We start from the raw sequence: 19392 nt of genomic DNA, 5'->3' as shown, positions 1-19392 counted from the left end.
TGCCTCAGTTGCACCGTGGCAGAACCGTAAGTCACTGTGCCACTATCGGTCCCATGTCGGACCTGGTATCGATGAATACGTCAGCGAGCCCGATCACGGCTGCCCCTGACCTCTCGTCCCTGTACTACCGAGTCGTGCGGTCCGACCGGGCGACGACGCTGCACGACGGCTCCGGCGCTCTCGCGTTCTACAACTCCGCGTGCAGCAACCTGCTCGGCTACGACTCGGGCGAGCTCGCGCTGCTCGGATCGTCCGCAGTGCTCCATCCTGCCGACACCGAGGCCCTCGCCGATGCGACCGCGCGGGCGTATGCCGCCCTCGACGGCTCGGCCGACGCTCGGCTCCGGCTGGTCCACAAGGACGGTGGGGCCGTCGAGGTGGATCTCGAACTCTCCCGGGTACAGGTCGGGGACCGTCGATACCTGCTCGTCGAGTCGACACCGGTCGCCCCCGCGGCCTGACTCGTCGAGCCGGAGGCACGACCGCTGAACCCCGGTGGACGACCATCCCGAGTACAGGAGCGCCAGACCATGACGGCCCCGCCACTCTCGACCACGCACACACGCCCCACACACGCCTTCGGGTACTACGACGATCCGGTGTTCGAGTGCACCGTGGTCGCCACCTCCCCCACCTCCCGCCCGGATCTGTGGCGTCGCTACCTCGAAGGTGCTCGCATCAGTTACGAGCGGCACGACGTGTCCGTCGCCCTCGAGTACGACACCATCCGCGACGGGCGGAACACGACCATCTTCCTGTGCGCCCTGGATGCGTCCGGGCGCATGCTCGCCGGCATCCGCGTCCAGGGTCCGTACGAGCACGCCCGTCAGACGCACGCCGACCTGGAGTGGCAACGGAACCCGTTGGCGCGGAACGTCTTGCGAGACGCTGTCAACGACCGTCTGCGAGAGGGAGTCATCGAGCTCAAATCGGGCTGGGTGGATCGTGCAGCGCCACGCGACAAGCGACTCGTCGACATGATCGCGCACGCAGGGCCGCTGGCGTGCTCGCTGCTCGGGGTGCGTTTCGCACTCTCCACCGCTGCGGACCATGCCGTGTCGATGTGGCAGAAGTCGGGGGCCGTGGTGGCCGATACGATCGACCCCACGCCGTATCCGGACGACCGCTACAGCACGAGGGCCCTCTGGTGGGATCTGAACACGTTCCGAGAGACCGCTCACGCGCATCACGCTCGACGGATCGACGACGCGGCAGCGCAACTGGTCCACACCTGGTCCACGGGAACGACATAGGCCCGACACGAAGGAGCGACTCGTGACCGATGCGCTGACAGGCTCTGCTGCACTCGTTCTCGATCCACACTCGGAGAACGATCGAGCGGTCGTCGAGTCTCTGCTCGGCGACGGTGTGACCGTCGTACTCGACACACTCGACGCCCAGGTACGGGGACTGTCCGCGCTGGTCCCCCGGCCCGACGCCGACGTTCTGGACGAATCCCCTCGCTGGGTGCATTATCCGTGGCGCCGCACGCTCGTCCGCGTTCTCGGGCCTCGCGGGTTCCGGCGGCTCCGGCTCGACCGCAACCGCAACAAGATCACCGCCGAGGAGCAGGACCGGTTCGGCGCGGCGAAGATCGGCGTCGTGGGTCTCAGCGTGGGGCACGCGGTCGCGCACACCCTGGCCCTCGAGGGACTGTGCGGGGAATTGCGGGTCGCCGACTTCGACGAGTTGGAGCTCTCCAACCTCAACCGGATCCCGTCGACCGTTCTCGACCTGGGCGAGAGCAAGACCGACATCGTCGCCCGGCGCATCGCCGAGCTGGACCCTTACCTGTCCGTGCGCGTCGAAGCACGCGGCATCACCGCCGACACGGTCGACGACTTCCTGGACGGCCTCGACATCGTCGTCGAGGAATGCGATTCCCTCGACGTGAAGGTCCTGCTGCGTGAAGCCGCCAAGCGGCATCGCATCCCGGTGATCATGGAGACCAGCGACCGCGGACTTCTCGACGTGGAACGGTTCGATCTCGAGCCCGATCGTCCGATCTTCCACGGCGCCGTCGGCACGCTCTCGTCGGGCGCCCTCAGCGGTCTCAGCACGCGCGACAAGGCACCCCACGTCATGTCGATCCTCGGTGCATCCGACGTGTCCGCACGGTTCGCCGCGTCCATGGTCGAAGTCGACCGCACGATCTCGACGTGGCCGCAGCTCGGGAGCGACGTCGCTCTGGGAGGAGCAACGGTCGCAGCGGTGGTGCGGCGCATCGTGTTGGGCCTTTCCATGCCGTCCGGTCGCACCCGTGTCGACGTCGACGGCGCTCTCGACACCCTCGGAACGACCGAGAGCGCCCGGGACCCCATCGACGAGCCGGCACCGACGACGGCGCCCACGACACCGACCTCGGTCGTGGACTCGATGGTGGAGGCCGCTCGGCGCGCACCGTCCGGCGGCAACGTTCAGCCGTGGATCGTGACCACGTCCGACGACGTCGTCACGATCACGCTCGATCCTCTGCGCACCACCGGTCTCGATGTCGCGCACCGCGGGAGCCGAATCGCCCTGGGCGCCGCGGTGTTCAACGCTCGGGTCGCCGCGGCCCGAGCCGGACTCACGGCGGTGCCGACCGTCGTCGACGAAGGGGACGGTCGCGTACGCGTCGAACTGACATCGGCGCGAAGGCCGGACACTGCCCTCGCTCCCCTCCACGAGGCCATGATGCGGCGTTCGACGAACCGTCACCCGGGCACACCGACCGCACTGGCCGACGAGGTCGTGCGCGACCTGTGCGCGGCGGCTGCAGCGGAGGACGGCTCAGCGGTCGTGATCACGGATCGGGCGGCGCTGTCCGAGATCGGCGAGATCCTGGCGGAATCGGACCGACTCCGCTACCTCACCACCACGCTGCACGCCGAGATGATGTCCGAACTGCGGTGGCCCGGAGACGACGACCCGGACACCGGTATCGATGTCGCCACTCTGGCCCTCGACGCCACCGACCTGGTCAAGCTCGACGTCGCCCGACGACCCGACGTGATGCGTCTTCTCGCGGACTGGGACACCGGCACGGCGTTGGGCGACGACACGCGCGATCGGATGGCGACCACGTCCGCGGTACTCGTCGTGTTCGCGCCGGGAACCACCGGCCGCGATCACGTCGTCGCCGGCGGTGCAGTGGAGCGTGCGTGGATCACGGCCGAGTTGCACGGTCTGGCAGTACATCCCGTGTCTCCCGTGTTCCTCTACGCCTCGGAGGAGCACGAATTCGACGCTCTGTCCCCGCCTTACGCCGAGCGACTACGCGCACTGCGTCACCGCTTCCTCGATACCGCTGGTCAGCCGCCAGACAAACCGGTCGGCCTCGTATTACGACTGTCTCACTGCGCAATTCCCGCCGTTCGAAGTCGGCGTCGACCTCGCTGACGGCGCCCTTCGCGGTACAGTCGGCTGAACGAGTGCAGTCCAGCGCTCCGCAGCCACGCGAGGAGACCCGACGTTGGAGCGCCGTCCGAGCTTCGACGTGCTGGTGACCCGGGTGGCGACCCATCTGATCGGCGTCAACGCCGCCACGGTCGGTGCGGGCTACGAGAAGGTCCTCTCGGATCTCGTCGACTACTTCGACGTGGACGCCGCCTATCTCCGGCATCACGACGCGCGACGCCGCGCCACCGTGATGGTGGCGGAGTGGCCCGCTCGTACCGACGTCCCTGATCCCGACCCACTGGGGACCGTCACCTTTCGTGACGCCGACCCCGTGTTCGCCGCGACGGAGCACCTCAAGGAGCCGCTGCTCTTCCGCCCCGATCCCGCCATGGAGGACTACCGCCGACGCGTCGAGAGCGCCTCCGGTTACCAGAGCATCTCGATGGCATCGGTCCCGCTCGTCACCCGCGACACGACGACCGGAACCCTGGGGTTGGTCGCGTCGGGCGACCGCGAGTGGTCCGACGAGGAGGTCGAGGCGCTGAAAGCGATCGCCACCCTCTTCTCCCAACTGCAGGCTCGGATCGACGCCGAGGAGCACCTGCGGTGGGCCGCCACGCACGACGCGTTGACGGGGTTGCTCAACCGGCGGGGTGTCTCGGAGCTGCTGTCCGCTCGACTCGCCGGGGGCGGTGACGCATTCGCGGTGCTCTACTTCGACCTCGATCGCCTCAAGGCCCTGAACGATTTCCTGGGGCACTCGGCCGGTGACACGTTCCTCCGCACGGTCGGTGCACGGCTGCAGCGGCATTCGGACGCGGACACTCTTCTCGCACGGTGGGGCGGCGACGAGTTCGTGGTCGTTCTTCCCGGTCCGATGACGGAGGACGACGCGTACGCCGAGGCCTGCCGCATTCTCACCGTGGTGACCGCACGGGTCGACATGGCGGGCGAGTACGTCTCACGTACCGCCAGTATCGGTGTCGCACTGGGCATCCCCGGCAGCGGTACGGTCGATTCGGTGATCGCGGACGCCGACCAGGCTGCGCTGGCCGCCAAAACGGCCGGGGGCAATCAGGTCTCGCTGTTCAGTTCCGAGATCCGCGAACGCAACGAGTTGCAGAACGACATCGAGCTGCATCTGCGCGCAGCGATCGAGGGCGAGTCACTGCTCCTGTACTTCCAACCCGAGATCGACCTCACGACCGACCGCATCACCGCGGTCGAGGCCCTGGTGCGGTGGCAGCATCCCACCCGGGGCATGCTGCCGCCCGTCGAGTTCATCGCCATCGCCGAGGCCGTCAACCTGGCCACCGACCTCGGACGGTGGGTGCTCCACACCGCGTGCAGAACGTACGCGTCGTGGCGCTCGACGTTGGGAACACTGGACATCGCACTGCGGGTCAATGTGTCACCCGCACAGTTGGTCTCGCTCGACTTCGTGCACACCGTACGAGAGGCGTTGTCCCGGTACTCCCTCGAGCCGCAGTACCTGTGCATCGAGATCACCGAGGTGGCGGTGGTCCACGACATCGTCCTGGCCGCACGGGCTCTGCGCGACATCCGTGCACTCGGGGTACGCGTGGCCATCGACGACTTCGGCACCGGGTACAGCTCGCTCTCGCATCTCAAGACGCTGCCGGTCGACGCCGTCAAGATCGATCGCGAGTTCGTCACCCACCTCGCGACCAGTAGGGACGACCGCGCGATCGTCGAGGCCGTCACCGCCCTCGCTCGGGCCTACGACCTCGACCTCATCGCGGAGGGGCTCGAGGACGTCGACGCCCGTGCCGTGTTGCTGGAACTGGGGTGCTCGCGCGCGCAGGGGTACCTCTACGCCCGCCCCCAGCCCGCCGACGTCGTCCTCGAGATGCTGCGAGTCGGAACGCTCACACCGAGCTGAACGTCAGCCCTCCGCCTGATCGGGCTGCGTTCCGGCCGCGTCGTCCAGTTCCGACGGGTCCGCGTCGGGGTCGCGCGAGGAGTCGTAGGGCCTCTCCGAGGAGGTCCAGGGTTCGTCGGACACGGGCGAGTCGCCGTTCGGTTCGGTCATGCGGCACGCGTACCCGCGGCCGCCGTCGCTGATCCCGCCCAGGTATCGTGAGCGCGCGTCAGCGCCGGGGGCGGTAGCTCAGTCGGTTAGAGCCGTGGACTCATAATCCATTGGTCGCGGGTTCGAGCCCCGCCCGCCCCACTCGGACCCTTCGCCTTCCCGCACCTCGGTCGTCAGGCCAGGACGTCCCCCTCGTCGGGACACCGTTGTCCCGACACGCACACACCGTCGTTTCGGCTGTTCGTCTGCTATATTTTGAACTCTAGGTTTGTTTCGAAGCGATCGACCCGGCTACCCGTCTGTTCGTCGACTCCGAACGGTGACGAGAGAGGCAGGACCGACGGCAGAGCCGTGAGGAACGACGATGATGCCCGACGAGGATGGATCAGACCCGCGCCCGACGCTGTCGGAGGCCTTCATGTCCTCGCGACTCGGTCTCGCGACGGTGTTCGACCATTCCCCCGACGTGGTGCTCGTGTCCACGTCCGACGGCCGGATCGTCCACGCGAATCCCGAGGCGTCGAGGACTCTCGGACTCGACGGCGGTGAGCACGGGCCGCCGGACGAACCGACCGTGGACGCCGTCGTCGTCCCCACTCCCCCCACGACGCTCACGGACATCCTCTCGGCTGTCCAGCTCCACGGAACTTGGCTCGGCCGAACAGAACTGGTGCATCACCTCACAGGAGAAAGGCTCGCGGTGTCCACCTCAGCATTCGCCGTACGCGGCCACGACGACGACTCGTCCCTGGTCGTCTCGATCCATCGCGACGCCTCTGCACAGAATGCCGACGACCATCTCCTGCAGAAGGCTCTGGACGCGTCGACCTTCCGGGCGTCCGAGCAGCGGGTCGTCGCCGAGCTGAGCAGGCTCGCTCTGCGCGGCCGGCTCGACGACCTTCTGTCGGCGGCCACCGACGCCGTCGTGACGCTGTACGGGGCGCGGTGCGCCGTCATCACCCGCGCGCACGACCTGCCTGCCACTCTCGAGATCGTCGCCGCCACGGGGGACGACGCACCGCACGATCTGTGCGCCACCGGGCCCTCCTCGATCACCGCGTTCGCCAGCCGATCGGCCACCCGGATCGTGTGGTCCGGGGACGCGCACGAGTCCAGGTTCGACGTCGCCGCCCTCGTCGCGGGTGGTGTCGAGAACGCGGTCGCCGTGCCGATCGACGGCACCGGCCAGCCGTGGGGTGTGTTGACCGTCCTCGGGGTCGACTCGCGCTATCTCTCGTCCGCCACCGGGTCGTCCGTGCCGATCATCGACATCACGACGGCGGGGCCACCGATTCTGGTCCCGGACAATCCGATGCTCGACACCGGCGCCCTCGACACGGTGTCCGACGTCGTGTCCGCAGCCGTGCATCGTGTCGGCGTCGAGAGCGAACTGCGCTACCGCAGCCTCCGGGACCCGCTGACGGGGCTCCCCAATCGCGCACTGGCGTACGACCGCATCGAGTCCGCCGTCGAGCGGGGCGTCGCGAAGGCCACCACGACGGCCGTCATGCTCATCGACCTCGACGACTTCAAGTCCATCAACGACGGGCTGGGGCACGAGGCGGGCGACTCGGCTCTGGTGTCCATCGGCAACCGCCTCACCCGGGCATCGCGCCCCGGCGACACCGTGGCTCGCCTGGGCGGCGACGAGTTCGTGGCGGTCTGCGAGAACCTCTCCGGTCCGGAGGAGTCGATCGCCGTGGCGCAGGCCTACGCGGACGCCGTGCGGGCGGCCATCGTCGTCGACGGCAACGAACTGCGCATCACCGCGAGCATCGGCGTCGCGTTGGCGGACGACACCGTGCCCGGCAACGAGCTCATCCGCCGCGCCGACGTGGCGATGTATCGCGCGAAGGACACCGGTCGCGGGAACGTCGCGGTGTTCGACACCGACGATCGAGAGCACCGCCGCAACCAGTTGGCTCTGTCGGCCGATCTCCGGTCGGCTCTCGACAGCCAGATCCTGACGCTCGCGTACCAGCCCATCTTCGACATCGCGACCGGCCGCATCACCGCCGTGGAGGCACTCGCGCGGTGGCAGCACCCCACCCTCGGCTCGGTGAGCCCGGAGACCTTCGTCCGGATCGCCGAGCGCACGGGCCAGATCAACACCCTCGGCCTGTGGGCTCTGCACACCGCGTGCGTGCAGGCGGCGGAGTGGCAGGCCATCTCGGACGTCGGCGTGCGAGTCAACGTCAGTGCCCTGCAGCTTCGCCAGCCCGAGTTCGTGGCCAGCGTCGCCCGCATCCTCGCCAGTTCCGGTCTGCCGGTGGGCCGACTCGGCCTGGAGATCACCGAGACGGTGTGGCTCGCGGACACGGCGCAGGTGCGGGACGCCCTCACCGAACTGCACGAGATGGGCGTGTCCATCCTCCTGGACGATCTGGGCAGCGGCCACAGCTCCGTCACCTACCTCAGCCGGTATCCCGTCATCGAGGCGTTCAAGATCGATCAGACGTACATCCAGGCCATGCCGGGCAAGCAGCCCGAGGCCATCGTGTCCGCCATCGTGTCCCTGGCACACGCGTTCGACGTCGCCGTCGTCGGCGAGGGTGTCGAGTCACAGGCCCAGTTCGACCGTCTGCGGGACAGTGGCTGCGATCTGGCCCAGGGCTTCTGGCTCGCCCACCCGGCCAGCGCGAACGAGGTCACCTCGATGCTGCTGGAGCGACGCGCCGGCTGACCGTCAGCCGGCCGGATCGGTCCTGGTGGCATCGCGCACGAAGTCGGCGGCCACCTCGCGAACTCGCACGTTCCGGCGCTGCGCCTCACGCGAGAGCACGTCGAACGCCGCGTCCGCGTCGAGACCGCGCATCGCCATCAGAATGCCCTTGGCCTGCTCGATGGGGGCGCGTCGCGCCATGGCATCGCGCAGTCCGCTCACCGTGGTGGTGGCGTCGGTGTAGCGAGCATGCTCGCCGATGGCCCGTCCCACCGTGGTGGTGAGGCTGTCCAGGATGTCGGCGTCCATGTCGTCGAAGGCGTCGGCGGACGAGCCGTACAGGTTGAACGAGCCGATCACGCCGTCGAGAGTCCTGATGGGCGAGGCGAGGAACGAGTGCACACCCTCGGTGCGCGCCGCGGCCGCGAACTCCGGCCACCGCTGCTCGGTGCTGTCGCAGTCGACGACGATCGTGGTGTCGGTACGGGACGCCTCCAGGCACGGACCCTCGCCGGTCTCGTACTGCATCTCGTCCACTGCGAGGGTGGTGCTGTCGGTGTAGACCGCCGTGTACGTGGTGCCGTCGTAATCGATTGTCACGCCGCAACTGTCGGCGCCCCTGATGACGTCGTGCGCGAGATCCACCGACCGCTGCAGCAACTCGCCGAGCTCGTCCGTGTCCTCGATGCGTCGACCCAGCGAGCCGACGATCTCACCGAGTCGTTCGGGTGTCAGGCCACCTTCGGCCCGCCCTTCCGTGTCCATTGCACCATTCGATCACACGCCCGCCGATCCACCGAGGCGTGTTCGGCACACTCCGTCGGTCCGTGCGTAGTCTGAGGTGCGGTCGGCGTTTCGGTTCGTCGACCCTCGGGTAGTTCCCCGGACGGCATGCAGACCAGGCACGCCTGTGGGAGCTTCCCATCGAAGATGTCCGCGCGTCCCGTCACATCGGAGGAACAGTGGATCCGGAAGTTCAACACGAACCCAGCGAGATCACGTACGACGAGAGCTTCTACCCGGCCAGGCCTCGCCCGTTGAAGCCGTCGGTGCGTCGTGCGTACCGCACTGCGGGCGCGCTGCCCCAGGGTGACGCCGACGCCTCCAATCCCGAGTACGTGTCGTGGCTCGTCGACCGGTCGATGCTGCACGATGCCAAGCTGATCGCGGAACAGTTGTCCGGCAAGGGCAGCATGTGGCAGAACCCCTACGCGTCGCCGGATCCGCGCGGAGCCGTCGAGCGCGCACCCGTGTGGTTCACCGCGTACCCCATCTCGCTCATCGCGGCTCCAGGACAGAGCTTTCTCGGCACGCTCGGCGACGAGGCTCTGTGGCAGGTGTTCTCGGACATCGGCATCACGGCCGTGCACACCGGCCCCGTCAAGGAGGCCGGCGGACTGCACGGGTGGCATGCCACACCGTCGGTCGACGGCCACTTCGACCGCGTCAGCATGCAGATCGACCCGGCGTTCGGCTCCGAGGAGGAGTTCCGGCGGCTGTGCGTCGTCGCGTCCGCCTACGAGGGCATCGTCATCGACGACATCGTCCCCGGACACACCGGCAAGGGCGCCGATTTCCGATTGGCGGAGATGAACGTCTCCGACTACCCCGGCATCTACCACATGGTGGAGATCGAGCCGCAGGACTGGCACCTGCTCCCCCGCGTCAAAGCGGGCCAGGACTCGGTGAACATCGATGCCGAGTCCGAGGCCAATCTCGCTCGTGCCGGGTACATCGTCGGCCAGCTCCAGCGCGTCATCTTCTACGAGATGGGCGTCAAGGAGACCAACTGGAGTGCCACGCCGGTCATCCGCGGAGTCGACGGGGTCGAGCGCCGCTGGGTGTACCTGCACTACTTCAAGGCTGGTCAGCCCTCCATCAACTGGCTCGATCCCTCGTTCGCCGGTATGCGCCTCGTCATCGGCGACGCCTGCCACTCCATCGCGGACCTCGGCGCCGGCGCACTGCGTCTCGACGCCAACGGGTTCCTCGGAGTCGAGCGCCGGACCGAGGGTCCGGGATGGTCCGAGGGCCACCCGCTCTCGGAGGCCGCCAATCACCTCATCTCCAGTGTGGTGCGCAAGATGGGTGGCTTCACCTTCCAGGAGCTGAACCTCACCATCGACGACATCAAGGCGATGGGAAGCAGCGGCGCCGATCTGTCCTACGACTTCATCAACCGCCCCGCCTATCACCACGCGCTCGTCATGGGGAACACCGAGTTCCTCAGGCTCACCATGAATCTGGCGCGGGACCACGGTGTGGACACCGCCTCGCTGGTGCACGCGCTGCAGAACCACGACGAGATGACCTTCGAGCTGGTGCACTTCGCGACCCTGCACCGTGAGGACGAGTTCTCGTACGGCGGCGACGTGATCAAGGGCGGCGATCTGGGTGACCAGATCCGCGCCGAACTGTGCGAACGACTCACCGGCCGGTGGGCGCCGTACAACCGCACGTTCACCAACAACGGGATCGCCTGCACCACCGCGTCGGTCATCACGGCGTCGTTGGGCATCCGCGACCTCGACCGGATGGACGACACCGACATCGAGACGGTCAAGCGCGCCCATCTCATGCTGGCCATGTACAACGCGCTGCAACCGGGCGTGTTCGCGCTGTCCGGCTGGGACCTCACCGGCATCCTCCCGGTGCCGGCGGAGGAGGTCGCCGATCTCATCCGTGAGGGCGACACCCGCTGGATCAACCGTGGGGCTCACGACCTCATGAACACCTCGCCCGACGCCACCCGGTCGGAGTCCGGGATCCCCCGTGGCCGCAGTCTCTACGGCTCGTTGCCGGAGCAGATGAAGGACTCGACGTCGTTCGCGCGTCAGCTGTCCCGCATCCTCGATGTGCGGACGAGGTACGGCATCGCGACGGCCACCCAGCTCGACGTCCCGTCCGTGTCGCACAAGGGGCTGCTCGTCCTGGTGCACCAGCTGGGCAACGGATCCATCTCGGCGACGGTGCTGAACTTCACGGGCGACGAGATCCACGCGACGGTGCAGTCGAAGCACCTCACCGGCGGGGCCACGGTGGTGGACCTGTTCACCGACCAGGACATCGCCGTCGTCGACGAGCTGGGCAGTTTCCCGATGACCCTGCAGCCCTACCAGGGCGTCCCGGTGATGCTCAGGGGCTGATGCCGAGAGGTGGCCGGGGAAGGTTAGGCTAACCAGCATGCGAGTGGCGATGTTCGGCTATCAGACCTGGGGACACACGACGCTTCGGACGGTCATCGAGTCCGATCACGAGGTGGTCCTGGCCGTCACCCATCCTCCCAGTGAGCACTCGTACGAGTCGATCTGGTCGGATTCCGTGGAAGATCTGGCACGCGCCCACGACGTGCCGGTCCACCTCGCCCTCACTCCGGACGATGCGCTGCGCGTCGCACTGGAGGAGGCGAAGCCGGACATCATCGTCGCGAACAACTGGCGCACCAAGCTGCCCCGGTCCATCTACGACATGCCGCCGCACGGCACCCTCAACCTGCACGACTCACTGCTGCCCCGGTTCACGGGTTTCTCCCCCGTGATCTGGTCGCTGATCAGCGGCGCGGCCGAGACCGGCCTGACCGCGCACCGTATGGACGACGAACTCGACACCGGCGACGTCGTCATCCAGCGGTCCGTCCCGATCGGCCCGCGCGACACCGCGACCCAGTTGGTGCAGGCGACCATCGACCTCATTCCCGAGGTACTGCTCGAGGCGCTCGGCGCGATCGAGAGCGGTACCGCGGTGTGGACCCCGCAGGACCTCTCGCAGCGGACGTTCTTCCACAAGCGTGCGGACATCGACAGCCGTATCGACTGGACGTGGCCGGCCGAGGACATCGACCGTCTGGTCCGCGCTCAGTCCGACCCCTACCCCAACGCGTGGACCCATCACCGTGGCCGTCGGCTCCGCATCGTCGAAGCGCATGTGTCGCAGGGCATCTACGGCGGTACACCCGGTCGCGTCTTCATCCACGAGGGTGACGGCATGGCGATCGTCTCCGGCCCGAACGCCCACCTCGGCCGAAACCGAGCGCTCGTGATCGACGCGGTGCGCACGGAGGACGACGACCGCACGATCCCCGCGGCGGAGTACTTCCCCCGCGGCGGCGGGTACCTCACCGACGCTCCCTGACGTCCGGTTCCGGCTGGTCGCGCGAACGGGATCTCGAACGGGTCGGGTCGAGTACATTTCACCTGGAAGCGGGTGACGGGGGCTGGTCACGAGGACGGTCTACATGGCGAGAATCACCGGTCCCGGTTCGTGGACGGACCGTGCGCAGCACTCACGGACGGTGTGGCGATCCACGGCGCGCGCGGGTGATCCGGTGCGCTCCGACCTTGTCATCGTCGAAGGACTCGCCACCATCACGGCACTCTGCACGCTCCTGTTCGGCGCTGTCCTGGTCTGGATGACGACGGCCGACGACTACGCGTTCTCCTGGTGGTCGAAGACCTACACCTTCGGGGTCACGGTGACCGCCGCAGTCACCTGGTGTACGTTGCACACCCCGCGTGCCGGCATCTTCTACCGGCACACGGACGCGGTCACCCTGGTGGCCGCGATTCTCGTCGTCGGCAGTCCGGTCCTCGCCTATGCCAGCGCGGGGTCTGCGTACCCGGCCTTCGGACTCGTTCTGGCCATCGTGGCCTTCGCCGGAATACTCCAACGTCGCGCCCACATCGTCACGTTCACCACGCTGGCGGTGTGCGCGTGGACGGCGTTGGCGGTGGCTCACGGCACCGACGTGAGCGTGCAGACCTTCGCGGTGTCGGTGCTGCGAACCGTTCTCGTCGTCGCGGTCATCCACTACTTTCGCATGAAGACCATCGACCTGCTGTGGGAGAAGTATCGGATGGTCGACGAGCAACGTGCCGCGGCCGACTCCCTGTCGCACGTCGACGATCTCACCGGCCTGGCGAACCGTCGCGGCCTCCAGCGACGTGCGGCGACCGAACTCGATCGGTGCCGACGAGAGTCTCGGCCTGTGAGCGTTCTCTACCTCGACGTGGACGGTCTCAAGGATGTCAACGACACCCTCGGGCACGATGCCGGAGATGCCGTACTGGTACGACTCGCCGAGATGCTGGGGACCGCGTTCCGCGGCAGTGACATCGTCGCCCGCGTCGGCGGTGACGAATTCGTCGTGGTTCTCCCCGACACGGACCGGACCGTGGCGCTGGATCTGGGCGCGTCCATCCGCGATCTCTCGATGACCACCGAGGTGTCCGTCAGTGTCGGACTGGCAGTGTGGAGTCCGGGACCACACGCGCCGGATCTCGACGACCTGACGAGGCGCGCCGACAACGCGATGTATCGGGTCAAGTCACGGCGCTGAACGGCGACGCGGGAGCCGGGGTACCCGTTTGGCTCCCCGACGCACGGGTATCGCCACGACATGCCGGAACAACGCAGTGGGCTCGTCGTGGCCGTGACCGGAGCGACGGGAAACCTCGGGACCTCGGTCGTCGACGCGCTGGTCGTCGACCCGGCGGTCTCCGCGGTCCGTGCGATCGCGCGGCGCTCGCCCGTGCCGACGAACGGTCGTCCGGCGTGGGCTCCCGCACGGACGACGTTCGTCGAGGCGGACATCGCACGGGACGACCTGGTTCCGCTGTTCGACGGAGTCGACGTCGTCGTACACCTGGCGTGGCAGTTCCAGCCGTCTCGCGATCCGGTGCAGACCTGGGACGTCAACGTCGTCGGCGCGATGCGGGTCTTCGACGCCGCGGCGGCGGCCGGAGTGAGCGCGTTGGTGCACGCGTCGTCGGTCGGTGCCTACTCCCCGGGATCGAAAGACGTTCGGGTGACCGAGGACTGGCCGACGCACGGCTGGCAGGGCGCGGCCTACACGCGCGAGAAGTCGTATCTCGAGCGTGTGCTCGACCGGGTGGAGACGCGGAATCCCGACCTCCGGGTCGTCCGGATGCGGCCGGCCTTCGTCTTCGAGGCGTCGGCGTCCACGGAACAGCGTCGACTGTTCGGCGGTCCGTTCGTTCCGGCCCGGCTGGTGCGACCCGCGTTCGTCCCGGTCTTCCCTGACATCGCGGATCTGGTGTTCCAGGGAGTGCACTCCCGTGATGTCGGACGAGCATTCGCCGCGGCGGCGGTGCGCGAGGTGTCGGGCGCGTTCAACCTCGCGGCGGACCCCGTCATCACCCCGGCCACCTTCGCGGAGATTCTCCACGCGCGGTTGATCCCTCTGCCCGCGTCCGCGGTGCGACTCGCCCTCGATGCTCTGTTCACCGCACGCCTCGTTCCCACCGACCCCGGCCTGTTCGACGCGGTGCTGCGGCTTCCCATCATGGACTCCGGTCGCGCCCGCGACCTGCTGGAGTGGGCGCCTCGACACACTGCGCAGGACGCTCTCGCCGAGTTCGTCCGCGGCGTGCACGAGGTGGAGGACGCCCCGACCCCGCCGCTGTCCGCGTGACCCGGCGGCGGTTTGCGTCGGGTGAGTGCGGGTAGTCCGCAGTCCATGACCCGAGAGCAGACGACGGGTGACGACCCGGCCCACGCGGACCCGGACGATCCTCGGAAGCCCGATTCACCCACCGATCTCACCAAGCCGTCGTTCTTCTACGTCCTGCGCAAGACCGCGCGCGAGTTCTCCAAGGACCAGTGCACCGATCTGGCCGCTGCTCTCACGTATTACGCGGTGCTGTCGCTGTTCCCGGCTCTTCTCGCCGTCGTGTCCCTTCTCGGCGTGTTCGGGCAGGGCGAGCGCACCGTCACCGCGGTGCTCGACATCGTGTCCGACCTGGGGCCGTCGTCCGCCGTCGACACACTGCGCGGACCGGTCGAGCAGCTCGTCCAGGCGCCCACCGCCGGACTCGCCCTGATCATCGGTCTGGCCGGCGCCCTCTGGTCGGCGTCCGGCTACGTGGGCGCGTTCGGCCGCGCCATGAATCGGATGTACGAGGTGGACGAGGGCCGACCGATCTGGAAGCTGCGCCCGGTCATGCTGGTCGTCACTCTGGTCGGCCTGATCTGCATCGCTGCAGCGGGACTCATGCTGGCCGTCAGCGGTCCCGTCGCCACGGCCGTGGGTGACGCGATCGGTGCCGGCGACACCGCACTGACGGTGTGGAACATCGCGCGGTGGCCCGTCGTCCTCGCGCTGATCGTCCTGGCCGTCGCGATCCTCTACTACGCCACACCCAACGTGCAGCAGCCGAAGTTCCGATGGATCAGCACGGGGGCCGGCATGGCCATCGTCGTGTGGATCCTCGCGTCCGTGCTCTTCGGTTTCTACGTAGCGAACTTCAGCAGCTACAACAAGACCTACGGCTCGTTGGCCGGCGTGATCATCTTCCTGCTGTGGCTCTGGATCACGAACCTCGCTCTGCTGTTCGGGGCGGAACTCGATTCCGAGCTGGAACGCGGCCGCCAACTCCAGGCCGGCATCGAGGCCGAGGACCATCTGCAGCTTCCACCGCGCGACACGCGCGTCTCGGAGAAGAACGAGGAGACCGATCGCGAACACGTCGAACGTGGTCGCGCCCTGCGCCTCTCCCACGGCGAGGACTCGTCCGCCCGGTAGCGTGGTGGTGACACGGGCCATGGGAGCCCGGAGCGAGGGCGGTCTGCGCGAGTGAGTGACACGGGGGCGGGCGCGCTGGTGGCGTCCGCACGCCGAGCGCGTCGGCAGTGGCGCGACAGCGCCCACGACGGCGATCCGGTGCGATCGGACGTGGTGGTCGTCCAGGGCCTCGCCGCGATCTGCGTGCTGAGCACCGTTCTGTACGGAGCGGTGTTCCTGTGGGTGGTGACGGACCCCGACTACGCGGTCCACTGGTGGGTTCAGTCCTACAACCTGCTGGTCGCCGCGCTCGCGGCCACGACGTTCTGGGCACTGCACACGCCGCGGGCCGTGTGGTTCTACCGTCACACGGACGTCGTGACGTTCGTCGCCGCAGCCCTGATCATCGCCAGTCCCGTTCTGGGCAACGCCGATGCGGACTCCGGTTTCCCCGCCTTCGGACTCGCGCTCTCCATCGTCGCCGCCGCCGCGCTGCTGCAACGACGATGGCACGTTGTCGTCGTCGTCACAGGGGGCGTACTGGCCTGGATCGCCCTTGCCTCGGTCAACGGGATCGGAGACGTCGGGGTGCGCACCTTCGCGGCCGCGATCGTGCGCACCGTTCTGGTGGCGGGGTTGATCCACTACGTGCGGATCCGCACCATCGGTCTGCTGTGGGAGCGCTACAGGTCGGTGGATCGAGCACGCGCTCGAGCCGATTCGCTGTCTCACCGAGACGACCTGACGGGGCTGCTGAACCGGCGCGGTCTCGCGCGGGGCGCCTCGCCCGCGCTCGCCGACTGCGAACGTGATGCCGTGCCCGTCGGTGTCCTCTATCTCGATCTCGACGGTCTCAAGGAGATCAACGACCGAGCCGGCCACGACGCGGGCGACACGGCGCTGGTACGACTGTCCGGCATTCTCCACAGAAGTTTTCGCTCCGACGATCTGATCGCCCGCGTCGGCGGCGACGAGTTCGTGGTCGTCCTCCCCGGGGTCGGCGAACAGGAGGTCCTCGACCTCGGGGCGACCGCCCTCGACGGGCTCGGCGCCGCGCAGCTCTCCGTCAGTGCGGGGGTCGCGGTGTGGAACCCCGCCCCCGGCGGTGTCGGCCCGGACCTCGACGAACTGATGAGGCGGGCGGACAACGCGATGTATCGCGAGAAATATCGGCGTTGATCGGTCTCGTCCTGCTCGTGACTCCGAATTCGGGGTACTGCTCTGGGACGCCGCCGGTCACATCCGCGGCGTCGACGGCGTCGAGAACTGGCGTCACCATCGACGGTCTCGCCCGTCGACTCTCCGGACGCGCGCCGACGTCGGCAGCGCGTCGATACCCGAGGTGATCCATGACCCAGTCCATCTCTCCCACCGATCGTCGATCCGCCGGGACGATCCTGATCACCGGCGCGTCCAGCGGTATCGGCCGCGCCACCGCCCACCTCTACGCCGAGCGCGGCTGGTCCATCGTCGTGTGTGCCCGTGGCCGTGACGGTCTGGCCGCCGTGGCCGACGAATGCCTGCAACGCGGCGCCGCCGCGGTGGCCGTCAAGCCGGTCGACGTGGTGCGCGGCGACGACGTGACCAAGGTCGTCACCGAGGTCGTCGAGCAGTTCGGCCGCCTCGACGTCTGCGTGCACTCCGCCGCCGTGATGTCCTACGGGACGTTCCTCGACACCCCGGCAGAGGTGTTCGATCACGCCGTGTCGGTCGACCTGCTCGGGTCCGCGAACGTCGCACGGTCGACGCTCACGGTGTTCCGCGACCAGGAGCACGGCCACCTCGTGGTCATCGGCTCGTTGCTGGGCCGTATCGCGGTGCCGTGGATGGGCACCTACGTCACGTCCAAATGGGGGCTGCGCGGCCTCACCCGTGTTCTCCAGCAGGAGGTTCGGCAGTATCCCGGCGTGCACGTCAGCGCCGTCGCACCCGGTGCCGTGAACACGCCGATCTACGAGCAGGCCGCCACCGTCGTCGGGAGAGCGGGATCGCCGCCTCCCCCCGTCGCGGAGCCCGAGGTCATCGCCCGTGCCGTCGCGGCGGTCGTCCGGCGCCCACAACGTGAGCGGGACGCCGATGCGGTGTTCGGTCTCGTCAACAAGTTCGCGTCGGCGGGCTACTCGCTGGTGCCGGCGGTCTTCGATCGACTCGTCGGGCCGTTGATGTGGCGTTTCGGCATCGCACGCGAGCCCAAAGACGATTCGGAGGGCAATGTATTCCACTCCAGGACCGCACCTCCCCCGCGGAAAGTGACCGCGCGGACCGGAGACCGTCCACACTGAGTCCATGACCACCCGACGCCGGTTGCCCCCACAGAAGCTCGGATCCCTCATCGGCGCCGTGTTCGGACTCGTGTTCGTGGTGGTCAACTCGGCGTCGTCGCCGACACTCCTGCGTCTCGCGTTCTGTGTGGCCGCTGCGGCGGCCGCGATCACCGTTCTCGTGGGAATCGCGCGCAATCCCGTGGCCACGGTGCCCGCGGGTGTCACACCGTTCGGACGCGGTTACGTCGTGATCGTGCTCGCCGAGGTGGTGCTGCTCTTCGTCGGCATCCGCATCGTGGCGGGGCCTCTCGGACTGCCCGAGGCCGGGGTCGCCTGGGTGGCCGTCGTGGTCGGCGTGCACTTCGTCGTCCTGGCGCGCCTGTGGCACCTGCGACTGTTCGACGTCCTGGGCTCGGTGCTGACCGTTCTCGGGGTGCTCGGCTTCGTCCTGGCCGTCGCCGGGGCGGACCGGATGTGGATCGACATCGTGGCGGGGGTCGCTTCGGGTGCGGTGCTCCTGGAGTTCGCGCGCCGAGGAGTGCGTCAGAGACCGACCTTCTCCAGCGCTTCGTCGTAGATCAAGGCCGCCTCCGACTCCGAACGGCCCTCCTGCAGCGCGCCCACGTAGACGGCGGACACCTCCTTCTCCACCGCCGTGTACTTCGCGAGCCACTGCTCGGCTCGCACGCGCCAGTAGCCGATGATGTCGAAACGGTCGACGCCCATACCCTGCTCGCGGCGCACGTACTTGCGGACGGCACGCGAGTCCGCGGCCTCCCCCGCGAAGAAAACGTAACCCTCGCCCGGCGGGAACTCCCACGCCTGCACCGCGTCCGGCAGCACTCCGGGACCGTGCCCGTTACCGGACCCGATGCACCACTGCACTGTCACCTCGGCCGCCGACTCGAACGTCTGCACGTCGGCCTCGTCGAGAACCTCGACGATCGCATGGGCCCGAGTGTTCGCGGGCAACTCCTCGAGCACTCGGCCCAGCGCCGGAAGCCCGGCGAGATCCGCCGCGAGGAGGAACCACGCGGTGTCCGCCGGCGGCGCGAACCAGTGCCGCGGCGGAGTGACGACCACGACGTCGCCCGGTCGCGCCGACAGCGCCCAGGACGCGGCCACCCCGCCGTCGTGGGCGACGAAGTCGATCACCAGCTCACCGGCGTCCGTCACCCGTCGCACCGTGTAGTTGCGTCCCTCGGGACGGGTGGCGTCGTCGTGGTACCACCAGACCCCGTCGACACACTGCATGGCCGGCGGCCGAGCGTCGCCGGGAGCCGGGAAGTAGAGCGCGACGCACTCGTCGGCCACACCGGCCGGGCGGTACCGGCGCAGGTCCTCTCCGCCGAAGGTGAGGCGAACGAGGTTGGGGCTCAGTGTCGTCCGGTCCACCACCTCGGCCCAGTAGAAGGTCGGCTCGGTGTCGTCGGTCATCGTCGGTGCTCCCGCAGTCGAGGTCGTCGTTCCGAGTTAGGTTACCCTGACCAGGCCGGGTGTGGTGGTGCCAGGA

General features: G+C 68.3%; 16 protein-coding genes and 1 tRNA gene. 14 read left to right on the top strand and 3 right to left on the bottom strand.

Going from position 1 to position 19392, the window contains the following annotated elements; all coding sequences use genetic code 11:
* Positions 1-53: 53 nt before the first annotated feature.
* The 4 genes from ASG69_RS16295 to ASG69_RS16280 all read left to right on the top strand — a co-directional run bounded on the left by ASG69_RS16295 (position 54) and on the right by ASG69_RS16280 (position 5284).
* Positions 54-461: a PAS domain-containing protein gene (locus tag ASG69_RS16295; RefSeq protein WP_156380552.1), complete on the top strand. Its 408-nt coding sequence runs from the start codon at positions 54-56 to the stop codon at positions 459-461.
* Between the two features lie 69 nt (positions 462-530).
* Complete coding sequence (locus ASG69_RS16290; RefSeq protein WP_051613357.1) at positions 531-1253, top strand: hypothetical protein; 723 nt, start codon at positions 531-533, stop codon at positions 1251-1253.
* Between the two features lie 22 nt (positions 1254-1275).
* Positions 1276-3381 (top strand): Rv1355c family protein, encoded by a 2106-nt coding sequence (locus ASG69_RS16285; protein ID WP_056445740.1) that lies wholly within the window; start codon positions 1276-1278, stop codon positions 3379-3381.
* Between the two features lie 73 nt (positions 3382-3454).
* Positions 3455-5284 carry a putative bifunctional diguanylate cyclase/phosphodiesterase gene (locus tag ASG69_RS16280; RefSeq protein WP_056445742.1) on the top strand — a complete coding sequence of 610 codons (1830 nt, stop codon included), beginning with the start codon at positions 3455-3457 and terminating at the stop codon, positions 5282-5284.
* 3 nt (positions 5285-5287) lie between these two features.
* On the opposite strand, the gene ASG69_RS22885 is transcribed toward ASG69_RS16280, so the two are convergent.
* On the bottom strand, positions 5288-5434 hold the full coding sequence (locus ASG69_RS22885) for a hypothetical protein (RefSeq protein ID WP_200933841.1): 147 nt from the start codon (positions 5432-5434) through the stop codon (positions 5288-5290).
* A gap of 67 nt (positions 5435-5501) precedes the next feature.
* Here ASG69_RS22885 and ASG69_RS16275 point away from each other — a divergent pair.
* Both ASG69_RS16275 and ASG69_RS16270 read left to right on the top strand, forming a co-directional pair.
* Positions 5502-5575 (top strand) — tRNA-Ile (locus tag ASG69_RS16275).
* 277 nt (positions 5576-5852) lie between these two features.
* A complete protein-coding gene (locus ASG69_RS16270) occupies positions 5853-8117 on the top strand; it encodes a sensor domain-containing protein (protein WP_235578975.1) in 2265 nt (754 codons plus the stop codon).
* A 3-nt stretch (positions 8118-8120) separates the two neighbouring features.
* On the opposite strand, the gene ASG69_RS16265 is transcribed toward ASG69_RS16270, so the two are convergent.
* Positions 8121-8861, bottom strand: coding sequence for a GAF and ANTAR domain-containing protein (locus tag ASG69_RS16265; RefSeq protein ID WP_056445747.1), 741 nt, complete (start codon positions 8859-8861; stop codon positions 8121-8123).
* A gap of 197 nt (positions 8862-9058) precedes the next feature.
* On the opposite strand from ASG69_RS16265, the gene treS reads away from it, so the two are divergent.
* The 8 genes from treS (at position 9059) to ASG69_RS16225 (ending at position 18456) form a co-directional block, all read left to right on the top strand.
* Complete coding sequence (treS, locus tag ASG69_RS16260) at positions 9059-11242, top strand: maltose alpha-D-glucosyltransferase (RefSeq protein WP_027505747.1); 2184 nt, start codon at positions 9059-9061, stop codon at positions 11240-11242.
* 37 nt (positions 11243-11279) lie between these two features.
* Complete coding sequence (locus ASG69_RS16255; protein ID WP_056445750.1) at positions 11280-12227, top strand: methionyl-tRNA formyltransferase; 948 nt, start codon at positions 11280-11282, stop codon at positions 12225-12227.
* 103 nt (positions 12228-12330) lie between these two features.
* A complete protein-coding gene (locus tag ASG69_RS16250) occupies positions 12331-13431 on the top strand; it encodes a GGDEF domain-containing protein (protein WP_056445752.1) in 1101 nt (366 codons plus the stop codon).
* 60 nt (positions 13432-13491) lie between these two features.
* Positions 13492-14526 (top strand): NAD-dependent epimerase/dehydratase family protein, encoded by a 1035-nt coding sequence (locus ASG69_RS16245; protein WP_056445755.1) that lies wholly within the window; start codon positions 13492-13494, stop codon positions 14524-14526.
* A 45-nt stretch (positions 14527-14571) separates the two neighbouring features.
* Entirely contained in the window at positions 14572-15636 is a 1065-nt protein-coding gene (locus ASG69_RS16240; RefSeq protein ID WP_056445758.1) for a YihY/virulence factor BrkB family protein, read from the top strand.
* A 51-nt stretch (positions 15637-15687) separates the two neighbouring features.
* Positions 15688-16794: a GGDEF domain-containing protein gene (locus ASG69_RS16235; RefSeq protein WP_056445761.1), complete on the top strand. Its 1107-nt coding sequence runs from the start codon at positions 15688-15690 to the stop codon at positions 16792-16794.
* A gap of 170 nt (positions 16795-16964) precedes the next feature.
* The gene (locus ASG69_RS16230; protein ID WP_051613353.1) at positions 16965-17897 is read left to right on the top strand and encodes an SDR family NAD(P)-dependent oxidoreductase; all 933 of its coding nucleotides are present in this window, start codon (positions 16965-16967) and stop codon (positions 17895-17897) included.
* Positions 17898-17901: 4 nt separating this feature from the next.
* Positions 17902-18456 carry a hypothetical protein gene (locus tag ASG69_RS16225; protein WP_200933840.1) on the top strand — a complete coding sequence of 185 codons (555 nt, stop codon included), beginning with the start codon at positions 17902-17904 and terminating at the stop codon, positions 18454-18456.
* Here the strand turns inward: ASG69_RS16225 and ASG69_RS16220 are convergent.
* Complete coding sequence (locus ASG69_RS16220) at positions 18423-19316, bottom strand: siderophore-interacting protein (protein WP_056445764.1); 894 nt, start codon at positions 19314-19316, stop codon at positions 18423-18425. The two genes, ASG69_RS16225 and ASG69_RS16220, sit on opposite strands and share 34 nt — an antisense overlap.
* Positions 19317-19392: the final 76 nt, after the last annotated feature.

It is taken from the genome of Rhodococcus sp. Leaf225 (genome assembly GCF_001426145.1).
GTDB lineage: Bacteria > Actinomycetota > Actinomycetes > Mycobacteriales > Mycobacteriaceae > Rhodococcoides.
This window is presented reverse-complemented; position numbering and strand designations above follow the sequence as displayed.

Coding starts and splice junctions, on each gene's coding strand:
- ASG69_RS16230 (WP_051613353.1), top strand. CDS start 16,965: ATGACCCAGTCCATCTCTCCCACCGATCGTCGATCCGCCGGGACGATC.
- ASG69_RS16265 (WP_056445747.1), bottom strand. CDS start 8,861: ATGGACACGGAAGGGCGGGCCGAAGGTGGCCTGACACCCGAACGACTC.
- ASG69_RS22885 (WP_200933841.1), bottom strand. CDS start 5,434: ATGACCGAACCGAACGGCGACTCGCCCGTGTCCGACGAACCCTGGACC.
- ASG69_RS16270 (WP_235578975.1), top strand. CDS start 5,853: ATGTCCTCGCGACTCGGTCTCGCGACGGTGTTCGACCATTCCCCCGAC.
- ASG69_RS16290 (WP_051613357.1), top strand. CDS start 531: ATGACGGCCCCGCCACTCTCGACCACGCACACACGCCCCACACACGCC.
- ASG69_RS16255 (WP_056445750.1), top strand. CDS start 11,280: ATGCGAGTGGCGATGTTCGGCTATCAGACCTGGGGACACACGACGCTT.
- ASG69_RS16240 (WP_056445758.1), top strand. CDS start 14,572: ATGACCCGAGAGCAGACGACGGGTGACGACCCGGCCCACGCGGACCCG.
- ASG69_RS16245 (WP_056445755.1), top strand. CDS start 13,492: ATGCCGGAACAACGCAGTGGGCTCGTCGTGGCCGTGACCGGAGCGACG.
- ASG69_RS16225 (WP_200933840.1), top strand. CDS start 17,902: ATGACCACCCGACGCCGGTTGCCCCCACAGAAGCTCGGATCCCTCATC.
- ASG69_RS16295 (WP_156380552.1), top strand. CDS start 54: ATGTCGGACCTGGTATCGATGAATACGTCAGCGAGCCCGATCACGGCT.
- ASG69_RS16250 (WP_056445752.1), top strand. CDS start 12,331: ATGGCGAGAATCACCGGTCCCGGTTCGTGGACGGACCGTGCGCAGCAC.
- ASG69_RS16220 (WP_056445764.1), bottom strand. CDS start 19,316: ATGACCGACGACACCGAGCCGACCTTCTACTGGGCCGAGGTGGTGGAC.